The sequence below is a fragment of the Bdellovibrio reynosensis genome (genome assembly GCF_022814725.1).
GTDB classification, from domain to species: Bacteria; Bdellovibrionota; Bdellovibrionia; order Bdellovibrionales; family Bdellovibrionaceae; genus Bdellovibrio; species Bdellovibrio reynosensis.
In genome coordinates, this window is sequence record NZ_CP093442.1 from 278,069 (window position 1) to 290,874 (window position 12,806).

A 12,806-nucleotide genomic window follows, 5' to 3' on the forward strand; every position below is an offset into this window, starting at 1 on the left:
TTGAGCCCGACCTCAATCTGGAATTTTGCCGTAGTCCCACATCTTATTGGGATCATCAGGGACGACGATGCCTCCGCCGCCTTCTTTTTTCTCGACCTTTTTGATGTGTTTATCAGCGTTCACTGTCACGGAAACAGAAGGACCTTTGGGTTTTTTACTGGATTCTAGAAGCTTCAAAAGCTTGGCATACTGCTCCGTAGAGCGCAAAAGCATATAGCCACCTTTGACTTTGCTAGTGCCTTCAAAAAAGACCTCTACTCCGTCGCTTTCTTCCCGCACAACCTTGACCTTAGCAGTAAAGCTTTGCGACTTGTCCTGGGTTTCCCCAGAGTCTTCCTTTTCAAAAAGATCCGTATTGTAGGATTTTGCCTGGGCATGGGCTTGTGCATCACCCATAAGCAAGAGTACCATTAATAAGTGCAGCATTATGATGCCCCCTGAATACTAATATAATGCACGGGCTTCTATTGCCATGCAATAGGGTCTATAGTAGGTTTTTGGGCATTAAGAGGGAGATCACATGAATCTTGGGTGGACAGAAATTTTATTGATCGGCGGTATCGCTTTATTACTTTTTGGACCAACAAAACTTCCCGGTTTGGGACGTTCTATGGGTGAAGCAATCCGCGGCTTTAAAAAAGGTCTCAGCGATGACTCTTCAAACGAGCGCGAAGTAAACCAACAGATCTCTCAGAATAAACAACAACCAATGAACCAAGAACAAACTCAAACAGAAAAAGACACAAACAAACAGTCATAGTCTTTTGAAAAAAGTTTGTTACTAAAAGAGGCTTTTCCAGGAATGGAAGCCTCTTTTTTATTTTCAAAACTGCCTTGCTCATCACTCCAACGATTAAAGTTTCCTCATGCTATTTCTCGCATCAAGGATGGCCCCACTGATCGTTTGTTTACTCACAGTGTTATCTATTTGAAAAAGAAAATTTTCATCGCAATATAGACCGTTAGCAAAAAATGAAAACAACCTTTAAGGGGAGACAGCAATGAATAAGTTAGTAGTTGGTGGTTTAGTAGTTGCAGCTTTGGGCTTCACTACAGCATGCCAAAAGAAAGTTAAGCTCGACACAGACATGAAAAAAGCGAGCTACGCTATCGGCCAACAAATCGGCGGCAACTTGAAACAGCAAAACATCGATTTCGATGCTGATGCTTTAGCTCAGGCATTGAAAGACGCTTCTGCTGGCAAAAACGAAATGTCTAAAGAAGACATGCAAGCAGCTATGATGAAACTTCAAGAAATGGCGATGAAAAAACAACAAGAAGCAGCTGATACAAATGCTAAAGCTGGTAAAGACTTCCTAGAGAAGAACAAATCAGCAGCTAACGTAAAAACAACAGCTTCTGGTCTTCAATACATCGTTGAAAAAGAAGGCACTGGCGCTTCTCCTAAAAAAGAAGACGTAGTAAAGGTTCACTACAAAGGAACTTTGACTAACGGTGAACAATTCGATTCTTCGTACGACCGTGGTCAACCTGCTGAATTCCCAGTTGGTGGCGTAATCCCAGGTTGGACAGAAGCTCTTCAATTGATGAAAGTTGGCGGCAAATCTAAACTTTTCATCCCACCAGAACTTGCTTACGGTCCATCAGGTCGTCCTGGTATTCCACCGAATTCAGTTCTTGTTTTCGAAGTTGAACTTATCGACATCGTAAAACAACAAGCTGCTGCTAAAAAAACTAAGTAATGTTCGATACAAACTTAGATCCTTTTCTGCATTTTGACCGTTTGATGAAACAAGCGGTCGCAAAGCAAATCCCCGAAGCCAACGCCATGTCGTTGGCGACGGTGGATGAAAAGGGCGTGCCCTCCGTAAGAATCGTCTATCTAAAAGACGTGTCACAGGAGGGTTTTGTTTTTTTTGGAAACTACGATAGCCACAAAGGGAAAGACATTCTTGCCAATCCAAACGTGTGCTTAAATTTCCACTGGCCAGAAATCTGGCATCAAATCCGTATCACCGGCAAAGCAGAAAAAATTTCGGCAGCTGAAAGCGATGCGTACTTCGCAACGCGCGCAAGACTAAGTCAAATCGGAGCCTGGGCTTCGAATCAAAGTGCCGTGATCAAAGACCACGATCACCTCACTCGCAGAGTGCTAGAGTTCGAAAAACAATTCGACGGCCAAGCAGTCCCACGCCCACCTAACTGGGGCGGCTGGAGAGTAAAACCCACAGAAATCGAATTCTGGTTCGGCCTTACCGGCAGACTCCACGAGCGCTACATCTATTCCCGCGCCGCCGACGGCTCGTGGAAAACCTTCATGCGCTCTCCATAGTCGAGAGTCCTCGGTTCTTCAAATTGCCTTCTAAGCTTAGGGTATTTCGCTCAACTGTCTCAGACAGTCCTCGCGCATTTCAGTCTTTGTTAGGCGCCGATTTCGGTTCTTTGTTTTCTAATTGCTAGATTGATTTTTCTTGGCGCTGCGGAACTCGCATTTGAACGAAATACCCTAAGCTTAGAAGGCAATTTGAAGACGACGTTCCCGTTTTGGAGGTGCCTGCTTCTTTTTTGGGTCTACAATGCGTTATCGATCCCAGGAAAACCGGGAATGATAGTTGGTTGAACTTTGGACGGATTTCCTAAAGGTGCCTGCTTCTTTTTACGGTTGCGGCGTGCCAAGAGGTGCCTGCTTGTTTTTTACGTCTACGTTGCGTTAGCGATTCGGTGATGCGGTGTAGACGTAAAAAAGAACCAGGCACCTATTTGGTTTTTGCGTAGATTTCTATGTCTTGCCAGCGGTTGTTTACTTTTAGGCGTTTTTTGCTTAGGCCCTCTTTTTTTAAGCCGATGGCTAGAGCTGTCTTGATGGATTTTTTGTTTTTTGGTGCGATGCCGGCTTCTACTCTGTGTAGATCTAGGTTTTTAAATGCGATTTGCATGGCGGCTTTGCAGGCTTCTTGGGCGTAGCCGTTTCCCCAATAGGGGTTGAAGATTCTGTAGCCTAGGTAGGCGTTTTGAAAAATGCCTCGGCTGATGTCCATTAACTTTACTGTTCCGATCAGAACGCCATCGTCTTTTCTGAAGATGCCGAAGTCATAGAAGTGGTCTTTCAGGCGATTTTGTTTTTCGAATTTTAAATGCTCTTTGAATTTTTGTTTTGTTAGCTCTGAATCATCCCATGCAGTTTCGTCCCATTCGTTTTGTGGGGGGTGCATGTTGGAATAAGCTTGGGCCCAGTTTTCGTAATCGAATGACTCTAAAGGGCGAATGATCAGGCGTTTTGTTTCTTTATAAAGAGGCAGAATGATAGATTTCATTGCTGATAAGTCTAAGAGGGATGCGCTCTAAGTTGCAATGATAATAGGTCAAATTGTGGAAGCTGCGGATGTAGGCTTCATGATCTTTGTGGCCGACTAATTTGATCGTAACTTTAACTTCCTTGCCTTTAGGAATATTGACGGCTTTTGGGGTTAAGAATTCGGTTTTATGATCATCTAACCAAATCTCTGCACCCTCTTGTTCAGAAACAATCATGCACAGGCATGAGCGCGAACGGGGCTGTGGGAGCAGTAAATCTCTTAATGTTTTAAACCAAGTCATTATGTGCCTCCCTTCAAAGTGGTTAGGGATTTAGCACACCTTTATTCAAAAATTCTAGGGATTTCAATAAAAACTAGACTCAGGAAAAACCTGTAATCTTGTGTAACTACTTCGCCACAGTCGACGCTTATTGCAAGGCGTGAGGAGCGATCAAATAAAATTCTGGGATTTCGACGCTAAAACTTTCGCCACTTTCGCCTAAAAAATAATAATGTCCGCGCATGCTTCCGGTGGAGGCGTTTAACGGACAAGCGCTGTCGTATTCAAAGGTTTGACCGGGTTGGATTTTCGGTTGAACCCCGACGACCCCAGGGCCACGGACTTCTTCTTTGTGACCAAGTGAGTCAGTGATGGTCCAATGACGGCTCATCAACTGCGCAGGAGCAGAGCCTTTATTAGTGATCGCAATTTTATACGCAAAAAAGTGATAACCCTGATCTGGCTTAGATTCCGAAGGAATGTAAACCACTTTCGCGCTGACTTGGATATCGGGAGTTGTCTCTTTTTGTGTTGCCATCTTTGACAAAGAATAAATTTGTCTAATGGAAAGGTCAACGTGATCGAACTATTTAATCTTCAGGTTTTCAATTTCAAAAACCACCGGATAGTGATCCGATGGCAGACTTAATTTTGCATCCATGGATTTAGGAATATCATGGGCCATTCCGAATTCATCTTTATAACGATGCACATGGGCTGATCCGGCCTTAATTAGCGGAGCCAATTGCGGATTGATAAAAGCAAAATCAATCTGTCTTCCTTCCGCGCGAGCCCCGTTCCGAACTTGGTAAAAAGTCGCGCGAGCTTCTTGAGGTAAAGCACTAACTTCAAGAACATCTTTAAGCTGAGTTGTAGCGTAAAGACCTTTAAATTCTTCATCGGTGTTCTGCAAACTAGCATTCCCGTTAAAGTCACCAGCGACTACGATGGGTAACTCCGGATGCACATGGGTGAGTTCGTTATAGATCTCTAGCAAAGTGCGCATCTCAGCCTGGCGTCTTTCAAAGCCATTAGGATCAATGCGGTCAGGATCAAGGCGCGACTTTAAGTGAGCTAACAAGATAATTAAAAACGGCTTTTCTTTATCGGTCGTGAAAAGTCGCAGCTCTGCCACATCCCGTGAAAACTTATGGCTTGTGGTAATGCCACCTTTCACCGGGTAACCAGTCAGCAAGCTTTGTCGTTCGTGGGGGTAAAGGTAATTGATCGGACGATTTTTATTAGACTGCAAATCAAAGTAAAAATTCAAATTTTTACGAATTAAAAAGCCCACGTCGATATTGCGCTCAGAATTTCCTTCAATCAAACAAGGGGAGTAGACATCATCCATAAAGAGTTGGTTGAAGTTTTTAAGAGACTCAAAACCACCGACTTCACAGAACATGACGATATCGGCGTTAATCTCTTTAAGGGCTTTAGCGATGTCTTGGGTTTTCTTAAGGCTTTTATTTTCGTAAACGGAGGTAGACAGGCGCTGCCACTGAACTTCCTTCAGATCCAAAACCTCTTTGCCAGGTGTTCCATCGAACATCAAAAAGAGATTCTCTGCATTGAGTAAGCATAATTTTAGATTTGTGGTCTCAGTCCACGTCATATTATGATTTTACGGACTTAATCACCCCAATCACAAACTAAAAGTGAGGAATTAAAGTGGCTAAAAAGGCAACTAGCGCAAAAACTTCGTCAAAACTAACTATTCAATCCTGGGTTGAGACTTTTGAATTCGGCAAAGAACTTAAAGTAAAAAATGAATTGATGGGTTTTGTCTATTTCCTGGGCGTAGATGACGTTAGCAAATACACCTCTTTGATTTCCCAGCACTCTTTGGACTGGCAAGTGGATTCACTAAAGAAATCGGACCGTGAGTTTGTCTATTTCGTGGGTCAACGTGGACCTGTATGGATTTTGCGTCCTCGCAAAAAAGCAACGGTGGGTCATGGCGGTTTGATCGATGAAACTTCCTACGCTTGGGCCCGCGATCAATTCGGTACCTTGGTTTCTAACTTTAAAGCTCATCACTTAAAATTCGTACAAATCGAACTTCACGGAACTGATGAAAGCCAAGACTTAGGGGCTTTAGTTGGTTTTGATATGGCCACCTATAACTTCCGCCAGTTTAATGACGGAAAACATTTAGCGGACTTGCCAAAGGTTTCTATTAGAAAGTCTTTGGGTGGTTTGGAAAAAGCTTTAGTAAGAGACGCGATCTTGCGCGCCCGCGGAGTCAACTTAGCTCGTCACTTGGTAAGCCTTCCGCCAAATATGTTAAACCCACGCACGTTTGCTGAAATGGCAGCAAAAAAAGTATTCCCAGCTTCTTTGAAAGTTTCAGTGTGGGATACAAGAAGATTGGTTCAAGAAGGCATGGGACTGCACGTAGCTGTGGGCCAAGGTGCTGAAAATGGGCCATGCATGGTTCACATGCGCTATCGTCCCGCAAAAAAATCAAAACTAAAACCCATCGCCTTTGTTGGTAAAGGTATTACGTTTGATACGGGCGGCCTTGATATCAAGCCTTCAAGTGCCATGCGCTTAATGAAAAAAGACATGGGTGGAGCAGCCAGCATCATGGGTCTTGCTTCATGGGTTGCTGAAAGCAACTATCCAGGTCCTGTGGATTTCTATTTGGCTTTAGCTGAAAACGCGGTTGACGGAAAATCATTCCGCCCGGGCGACATCATCACGGCAAGAAATGGAATGAAGGTTGAAATCGATAACACCGATGCTGAAGGCCGTTTAGTTCTAGCGGACGTATTAGATGTGGCATGTACAACTAAAGGTGCTGACGAACCAGAATATGTGATCGACGTAGCGACCTTAACTGGAGCTATCAAAGTAGGTTTGGGTGCTGAAATTGCCGGTCTATTCGCCAACGACGATGAACTAGCAAATGCACTTACATTGGCAGGTAACAGAGCCGGCGACCTTAACTGGAGAATGCCACTTTTTGAAAGATACTGGGGCGATTTATCGTCGCCGTTTGCTGATTGTAAAAACTCGGGCGGCGGTTTTGGTGGCGCCATCACAGCGGCGTTGTTCTTACAACGTTTCGTGGGCGGTAAAAAATGGGCTCACTTAGACGTGTACGCGTGGGCGGACAAAGCAGGGGGAGCAATAACGGCAAGCGGTGGAAGTGGTCAGCCGGTTCAATGTCTGATCGAATTCTTAGTCGGTCGTCGATAAGGGCTCATCTGACTGCGTTGGAAGTCTCTTGTCCTCGCTCCGACGTAGCGCTGCTACGCCTGCGCTGCGGGAAGAGACTTCCGCCTTGCATATGAACCCTTCTCGCCAACCTTGAACCAGCTTAGTCTGTGTAGCCGAAAAGTTTTTTTGTTTTGATTAAGTCGCGCACTTTTTCTGGCACTTTGCTTTCCCATTCAGGATCGCCCTTTTCAATCATCTTCATGACATCTTTAGAGTGCAAGTAATCATCAGTTTCATCACAACCGGAGATTTCAACGATCTGGTTGTTTTCAATAAAATGTTTATAGACGTGACGTAGATTAGGTGACGGGAAGAAGCTTTTCGCGGTTAAGCAAAGTACGTTGGTTTTATGCGGATAAACGTAAAGCTTCGTTTTTTGCTCTAAAAGTTTACCCAAACCTTCAAGCAATCCACCTTCTAAGTTTTTATAGTGTTCTTCTGTGAATAATTTTTCTAAGTGGCTTGCGCCCACTACCAAAGCCATAAAGTGAGAGTTGTAGCGTCTTAAGAAACGTTTTAATCCATAGAATAAAAAGAAGTTTGAAATCAAAACATGATGTCCAAGACTTGTTAACGTTTCTACACGCTCTAAGAAATCTTTTTCATCCACTTCTCCGCCGGTTTGCAGATTGTGCATGGTTAGTTCCATCATCGGCAGGATTTCTAAGTCTTTGCCTTCGCTTTTTAGGATGTCAGACTTCATTTGCACTAAGCCTTTTTGCAAGACATCTACGTGGGTAACCGTAACCGGGCGGAAGTGACCACGTTGAATCAATAGTGACTTTCCGTAAACAGCATCTGCGATATTAAGAATTTCGTTTTCAGGTGAAAATAAAATAGCTTCAGCCAAACCGCGACGAACAAGTTCAAGATTCATCAGGCGCTCATTAAAGTGCGTAAGGGCAGGCCCTTTAAACTTAATCACATCAATAACAACTTGGCCTTCTTTTAAGTTATCAACCAAGCGCGGAATAAATTCTTCGGGATTACCGATGTGGTAAAAGGCGCAATCCAAAAGATTCACCCCTAAAACACCCAAAGCTTCTTGTTGTTGCAAGCGATAGCGATCCAGCATTCTTATATGTAAAATAATATCGTTGCTTGGACCTTCAGGTTCTGTTTGAAAGCGCACACCCATCCAACCGTGGGATTGTTTGTTGCTGCCAGAAGAAGCGGTCGCCACGGTGTTAGCGAAAGAAAAGAAGCGCGAAGTTTTGCCGCGGCCTTCGCTAAGGCGTTCTACTAAAAGATCGTATTCATGCCCTAGCATTTTATACAGACGGGGTTCACAAACATATCGACCATTGGCTTCGCGGCCGTAAATGTCGTCGCTTACAACCATATCGTAAGCGGAAATCGTTTTTGCAATCGTTTGTGAGGCTTTACCTGCTTGGAAGAAATGGCGGGCAACTTCTTGGCCTGCCCCAATTTCAGCAAAAGCTCCATAGCGGGAAGTGTCTTTGTTAATTTTTAAAGCTTTGCCGTGGGTGTTTTCAGGAGTATGAGAATCAGCCATTATTTTTTCTCGCCTTCTTTATCAGCTTTCACCCAGCCTGTGATAGCTAAGCTCATGGCTTTTTCAATTGGCATATCTAACGGTGTGATGCGGGAACGAGGTACCATCAAGGTAAATCCACCAAGACCATAACTCATCGGCACGTAAACGGCGATGCGATCCCCGGCGTTTTGTTCAATGGCAGGAATATCTTTAAAATTTTCTCGAGTCACAAGACCCAAAACGCGGACACCGGTTTCACCCATGTCTACGAAGACGACCTTTTGTAAACCACCAGGTCCGCCGCCCTTAGAAAATAAATTCATCAGGTCACGAAGCGGGGAATAGATTGCTTTAATAAACGGAACTTGAGTCATGCGTTGCTCAAGTTTTTGAAAAAGACCGCCAGTTAATAAGTTGTTTAAGGCTAAGCCCAACAACATGATTAAAGCCACAGTCAGTAAAAAGCCCAAGCCCGGAATATAAATCGGCAGAATGCGACGAAGAGAATCACCTAAAAAGCTATCAACAATAGTGATGCCGGCATAGATAATATAAATAGTCAGAGCAATTGGCAGAAAAGTGACGAGACCTTGCAAGAAGATTTTCTGAAGTTGTTTCATAGCTGGATATCCTGTTCGTCTAACATTATCGGTAGTTCATAAATATCAGCTAAGTCGAGTACGCTCAAGCTCTTAGCTTTTCGCAAAATGAGACACATTTTTCACTTAACCCTCCTAGACTCCTGACCGAAAAGAATGGGGTCACGAAGGAGAACCGGTGAAACCGATTCTAAAGACGCTTTTTATTGCTGTTGTAACTGTAAGCTCTGCAGCCTTCGCTCGCCCCGAAGCTAAAGTGGTTCCAGGAGAATACCTTGTGAAGTTTAAGGCTTCCTCAGGCGGTGCTTCTATTGCCCACCAAAAGATTCAAGGAAAGGCGACTTTAAAAGCCAATTTCCATGGCCTGGGCATGATGCAAATCAATATGAAGGCCGGTCCCGATGAAAAAGCCAATTTCGAAGCTTTAAAAAATGACCCCGATGTTGAATACATTGAGCCTAACTACGTTTTAGAAAAGTCTGATGTTGTCGTCAGTGAGTCTTTTGAACGCCAATCTTACGAACAATTTTCTAATAGTTCTTTTGCATCCACAAATCCCGCGGTGTATTCGCAAAATAATGCCAATACAGGTATTGATTCAGCGTGGCCTGTTTTAACTGCGTTAGATGGCAGCCATGGCAAAATCGTTGTTGCCGTGATCGATACTGGTTTAGACAAGAATCATGATGTCTTTAAAGCTTATAACTCAAATGGCTCTGGCGGGACGGGATCGTTGTGGGTGAATCCAATTGAAGCTAATGGTTCCGCAGGCGTTGATGATGACCAGAACGGTTATGTTGATGACATCAACGGTTGGAACTTTATTAATAACTCAGGCAACTTTGCTGATGACGATGATCACGGAACCCACGTAGCGGGGATCGTTGTCGGGGCTTCGCAAAATATTTTTGCTCGTCCACTGCAAGAATCAAAAATCCAAATCATGCCTTTAAAATTCTTAGACGGGGCGGGTTCTGGGTCCACTTCCAACGCGATTCGTGCGATTTATTACGCTGTTAATAACGGTGCAAAAGTCATTAATAATTCTTGGGGAGGCGCTTCTTACAGTCGTGCCCTTCATGATGCGATCACTTATGCTTACGATCATAAAGTTTTAGTCGTCTGTGCTGCCGGAAACTATGCTAGTGATAACGACGCTTATCCGATGTACCCGGCAAACTATGATGTTCCAAGCAATCTTTCAGTGGGTTCAACCACGCGCTTTGATGATCTTTCAAGTTTTTCAAATTATGGCGCAAATACAGTTCATATTGGTAGCCCGGGTGAATATATCGAAAGTACTGTTCCTGGTAATCAGATGATGAAGATGCACGGAACAAGTATGGCCGCTCCGTTTGTTGCGGGGGTGGCAGCTCTTGCGATGCGTGAAGCTCCCTCATTATCTGGCTATCAGATTAAAGAATTAATATTAAGAACGGGTGATACGAACGGTTATCTTAGCAGTTTGATCTCCACAAGTTCCCGCATTGATGCCCTTTACTTACTGCAAGAAGCCCAACAAATGGTGTCGACAGCTTCTTCGCAGCCTGGTTACAAGCCGTCTTATTTGTCTGAGCGGGCTCCGGCGTCTGAGTCTTCAGGCGGTGGCGGTGGCTGCGGTTTAGTAAAAGCGGTGACTGAAAATGGCCCGGGTTCAGGCAGAGGTTCTGGCGGTGGTGCGGGTGTCGTAATTGGCTTACTGATGATGCCACTGGTGTTCTGGCAGGCTTTAAGAAGCCGTGAACCGAAATCAAAACGTAAATACGAACGCTTTAAAATGAGTTCTGAAATCCGCGTGATGGTGGGTGATAAAGAACTTGTGGGTAACGTGAACACGATCTCTGAAGGTGGTTTGTCGTTTAATACCGAAGCTGCTCTTGAAAAAGGCGGCATCGTTACAATGCGAATCCAAAGCCCAGACGGTCACGAGTCCATCGAAGTGCAAGGTCACGTCGTATGGAACGAGAAAAACCAAGCTTACGGAGTGCAGTTCGATAATGCTAAGCAGGGCGCCCTTGCCATGATTAGGGATTGGTCTGCTAGCTTAGTTAAAAGTAATTAGTTCTTATTAAAGACTAGATTAAAAATAAAAAAGCTTCGCTAACAAAGCGGAGCTTTTTTTTTGCGCTCGAGCAGTGATTTTGAGTGTTTTTTACCAAGTCTGTTTCTTGAGGGTAAGACTTTGCGAGTAATTTAGTAACATGAATATATGCAGCAAGCGGAAATTAAAAAACGTCAGCTAGAAAATAAAAAGATATTAGTCGTCGATGACAACATTGATAACCAGAGACTTATGAGTCGTATGTTGCAACTTGCGGGAGCAGTGACAGCAGTAGCTAAAGACGGCGAAGAAGGAGTTGAAAAAGCTCTTCATGAAAATTTCGATGCTATTCTGATGGATTTGCAAATGCCTGTGAAAAACGGATTGGATGCGACTTCAGAACTGCGCAGTCAATCCTATCAAAAACCCATCATCGCAGTGACGGCCCATGGAAAAGGGGATAAAGAACGCTGCATGGAAATTGGATTTAGTGATTTTCTAGAAAAGCCTTTAGAAAAGGACTTTCTAATTAAGTCCGTTCTAAAGGTTCTTGCTTAAAATTAAAGTAAAATTCCATGAAGTAAGAAGCTCGCCACTGTGAAATAGATCACAAGTCCCGTCACGTCTACCAGGGTCGCAACCGCAGGAGCAGAAGCAGAAGCGGGGTCAAAGCCCACTTTTTTAAGAATGAATGGAAGCATGGAGCCTGAAATCGTACCCCATAATACGACACCCATCACGCTCACACAGACAGTAGCAGCGACCATCATGTAGTGCTCGGTATAAAGGGTTTCACGGTTTGGCCAAAGCATAATACGAATAAATCCAATCGCACCCAGAAGCACGCCCAGGCAAAGTCCCGTCAGAATCTCGCGACCTAATACACGCCACCAGTCGCGCAGGCGAACCTCGCCAAGAGCGATTGAACGAATTAAGATTGTGGAAGCTTGGGAACCAGAGTTACCACCAGAGCTGATGATCAAAGGAATGAACATCGATAGCACGATGGCTTTCGCTAACTCATCTTCAAAAAAGGCCATTGCCGTCGCAGTGAACATTTCCCCTAAAAAGAGGATCAATAACCAACCGCCACGCTTTTTAAGCATTTCTGCCATCGAGATTTTTAAATAAGGCGCGTCTAAAGTTTCAACGGCACCGATTTTATGGATATCTTCCGTGGCTTCTTCTTGGATTGCTGTCGCCACGTCATCGAAAGTAACGATACCTTTCATGATGCCTGTTTCATCAACAACCGGTACGGCCATTAAATCTTGTTGCGCAAAGATACGGCCGATTTGCTCTTGGTCCATTTCAACAGGGACTTTAAGCACGTCGGTTTGCATGATCTCTTCAATTTTTCTGCCCGGAGTGGCAGAGAAAAGTTCACGGAATGAAACCACGCCCAGAAGCTTTTGCTCAGAATCTAAAACGTAAGCGTAATAGATTGTTTCAACGTGGGTCTTAGCTTGAATGCGGATGTAGCTAATCGCTTCATCCACAGTCATCTCGGGACGAAGACGACAGAAACGGGAACTCATCAATCCCCCCGCAGCGTCTTCGGCATAAGCTAATAGCACCGTCACTTCACGACGGGTTTGCGGATCTAATAGCGACAATAAATCATCTTTTTGATCTAATCCGATTTCTTGAATCAAATCGGCCACGTCATCGGGGGCAAGAAGGCGAATCCAACCACGCTTTTCTAGCGGGGCTGCTTCAGCAATTAATTCGGCCTGGTCATGGGTCCTAAGACTAAGGAAAAGCTCTTCAGCTTCAGTTCGAGGAAGCTCTTTGAATTTCTCACGACGTTCAGCGGGGGAAAGCGCCGACCAGGTCTCAGTCAAGCTTAAGACTTCTTCTTGCTCTTGAAGATCTTTTTCAAGGACCTGGTTGTCGTTATCCATCT

14 protein-coding genes are annotated in these 12,806 nt (G+C 44.3%); 6 read left to right on the forward strand and 8 right to left on the reverse strand.

Annotated features, from left to right (window positions below):
• Positions 1-12 precede the first annotated feature (12 nt).
• Positions 13-426, reverse strand: coding sequence for a hypothetical protein (locus MNR06_RS01280; protein WP_243538069.1), 414 nt, complete (start codon positions 424-426; stop codon positions 13-15).
• Between the two features lie 94 nt (positions 427-520).
• On the opposite strand from MNR06_RS01280, the gene MNR06_RS16720 reads away from it, so the two are divergent.
• From MNR06_RS16720 to pdxH, 3 genes are all read left to right on the forward strand, one after another.
• Positions 521-760 (forward strand): twin-arginine translocase TatA/TatE family subunit, encoded by a 240-nt coding sequence (locus MNR06_RS16720; protein ID WP_330220899.1) that lies wholly within the window; start codon positions 521-523, stop codon positions 758-760.
• 241 nt (positions 761-1,001) lie between these two features.
• Positions 1,002-1,703 (forward strand): FKBP-type peptidyl-prolyl cis-trans isomerase, encoded by a 702-nt coding sequence (locus tag MNR06_RS01290; protein ID WP_243538070.1) that lies wholly within the window; start codon positions 1,002-1,004, stop codon positions 1,701-1,703.
• The gene (gene pdxH, locus MNR06_RS01295) at positions 1,703-2,293 is read left to right on the forward strand and encodes a pyridoxamine 5'-phosphate oxidase (RefSeq protein WP_243538072.1); all 591 of its coding nucleotides are present in this window, start codon (positions 1,703-1,705) and stop codon (positions 2,291-2,293) included. The genes MNR06_RS01290 and pdxH overlap by 1 nt, the downstream gene beginning before the upstream one ends.
• Before the next feature lie 424 nt (positions 2,294-2,717).
• On the opposite strand, the gene MNR06_RS01300 is transcribed toward pdxH, so the two are convergent.
• From MNR06_RS01300 to MNR06_RS01315, 4 genes are all read right to left on the reverse strand, one after another.
• The gene (locus MNR06_RS01300; RefSeq protein WP_243538074.1) at positions 2,718-3,275 is read right to left on the reverse strand and encodes a GNAT family N-acetyltransferase; all 558 of its coding nucleotides are present in this window, start codon (positions 3,273-3,275) and stop codon (positions 2,718-2,720) included.
• A complete protein-coding gene (locus tag MNR06_RS01305; RefSeq protein WP_243538076.1) occupies positions 3,247-3,558 on the reverse strand; it encodes a hypothetical protein in 312 nt (103 codons plus the stop codon). The genes MNR06_RS01300 and MNR06_RS01305 overlap by 29 nt, the downstream gene beginning before the upstream one ends.
• 127 nt (positions 3,559-3,685) lie before the next feature.
• Positions 3,686-4,075: a Co2+/Mg2+ efflux protein ApaG gene (gene apaG / locus MNR06_RS01310; protein ID WP_243538078.1), complete on the reverse strand. Its 390-nt coding sequence runs from the start codon at positions 4,073-4,075 to the stop codon at positions 3,686-3,688.
• Between the two features lie 48 nt (positions 4,076-4,123).
• Entirely contained in the window at positions 4,124-5,089 is a 966-nt protein-coding gene (locus MNR06_RS01315) for an endonuclease/exonuclease/phosphatase family protein (protein WP_243538080.1), read from the reverse strand.
• 119 nt (positions 5,090-5,208) lie between these two features.
• On the opposite strand from MNR06_RS01315, the gene MNR06_RS01320 reads away from it, so the two are divergent.
• Positions 5,209-6,741, forward strand: a complete 1,533-nt coding sequence (locus MNR06_RS01320) for a M17 family metallopeptidase (protein WP_243538081.1) — start codon at positions 5,209-5,211, stop codon at positions 6,739-6,741.
• A gap of 121 nt (positions 6,742-6,862) precedes the next feature.
• Here the strand turns inward: MNR06_RS01320 and MNR06_RS01325 are convergent, their stop codons facing one another.
• Positions 6,863-8,278 (reverse strand): hypothetical protein, encoded by a 1,416-nt coding sequence (locus tag MNR06_RS01325; protein WP_243538088.1) that lies wholly within the window; start codon positions 8,276-8,278, stop codon positions 6,863-6,865.
• The gene (locus MNR06_RS01330; protein WP_243538090.1) at positions 8,278-8,880 is read right to left on the reverse strand and encodes a DUF502 domain-containing protein; all 603 of its coding nucleotides are present in this window, start codon (positions 8,878-8,880) and stop codon (positions 8,278-8,280) included. Before MNR06_RS01330 ends, MNR06_RS01325 begins: the two co-directional genes overlap by 1 nt.
• A 157-nt stretch (positions 8,881-9,037) precedes the next feature.
• Here MNR06_RS01330 and MNR06_RS01335 point away from each other — a divergent pair, with 157 nt between their 5' ends.
• Both MNR06_RS01335 and MNR06_RS01340 read left to right on the forward strand, forming a co-directional pair.
• On the forward strand, positions 9,038-10,921 hold the full coding sequence (locus tag MNR06_RS01335; protein ID WP_243538092.1) for a S8 family serine peptidase: 1,884 nt from the start codon (positions 9,038-9,040) through the stop codon (positions 10,919-10,921).
• A 147-nt stretch (positions 10,922-11,068) separates the two neighbouring features.
• The gene (locus tag MNR06_RS01340) at positions 11,069-11,458 is read left to right on the forward strand and encodes a response regulator (protein ID WP_243538094.1); all 390 of its coding nucleotides are present in this window, start codon (positions 11,069-11,071) and stop codon (positions 11,456-11,458) included.
• Between the two features lie 2 nt (positions 11,459-11,460).
• Here MNR06_RS01340 and mgtE read toward each other — a convergent pair whose 3' ends face one another.
• A complete protein-coding gene (gene mgtE / locus MNR06_RS01345) occupies positions 11,461-12,804 on the reverse strand; it encodes a magnesium transporter (RefSeq protein ID WP_243538096.1) in 1,344 nt (447 codons plus the stop codon).
• Between the last annotated feature and the right edge of the window lie 2 nt (positions 12,805-12,806).

What these genes read in the sequence shown, in the direction of transcription:
- MNR06_RS16720 (WP_330220899.1), top strand. Translation starts at nt 521, where the DNA reads ATGAATCTTGGGTGGACAGAAATTTTATTGATCGGCGGTATCGCTTTA.
- mgtE (WP_243538096.1), bottom strand. Translation starts at nt 12,804, where the DNA reads ATGGATAACGACAACCAGGTCCTTGAAAAAGATCTTCAAGAGCAAGAA.
- MNR06_RS01330 (WP_243538090.1), bottom strand. Translation starts at nt 8,880, where the DNA reads ATGAAACAACTTCAGAAAATCTTCTTGCAAGGTCTCGTCACTTTTCTG.
- MNR06_RS01290 (WP_243538070.1), top strand. Translation starts at nt 1,002, where the DNA reads ATGAATAAGTTAGTAGTTGGTGGTTTAGTAGTTGCAGCTTTGGGCTTC.
- MNR06_RS01340 (WP_243538094.1), top strand. Translation starts at nt 11,069, where the DNA reads ATGCAGCAAGCGGAAATTAAAAAACGTCAGCTAGAAAATAAAAAGATA.
- MNR06_RS01315 (WP_243538080.1), bottom strand. Translation starts at nt 5,089, where the DNA reads ATGTTCGATGGAACACCTGGCAAAGAGGTTTTGGATCTGAAGGAAGTT.
- MNR06_RS01300 (WP_243538074.1), bottom strand. Translation starts at nt 3,275, where the DNA reads ATGAAATCTATCATTCTGCCTCTTTATAAAGAAACAAAACGCCTGATC.
- apaG (WP_243538078.1), bottom strand. Translation starts at nt 4,075, where the DNA reads ATGGCAACACAAAAAGAGACAACTCCCGATATCCAAGTCAGCGCGAAA.
- MNR06_RS01305 (WP_243538076.1), bottom strand. Translation starts at nt 3,558, where the DNA reads ATGACTTGGTTTAAAACATTAAGAGATTTACTGCTCCCACAGCCCCGT.
- MNR06_RS01280 (WP_243538069.1), bottom strand. Translation starts at nt 426, where the DNA reads ATGCTGCACTTATTAATGGTACTCTTGCTTATGGGTGATGCACAAGCC.
- pdxH (WP_243538072.1), top strand. Translation starts at nt 1,703, where the DNA reads ATGTTCGATACAAACTTAGATCCTTTTCTGCATTTTGACCGTTTGATG.
- MNR06_RS01325 (WP_243538088.1), bottom strand. Translation starts at nt 8,278, where the DNA reads ATGGCTGATTCTCATACTCCTGAAAACACCCACGGCAAAGCTTTAAAA.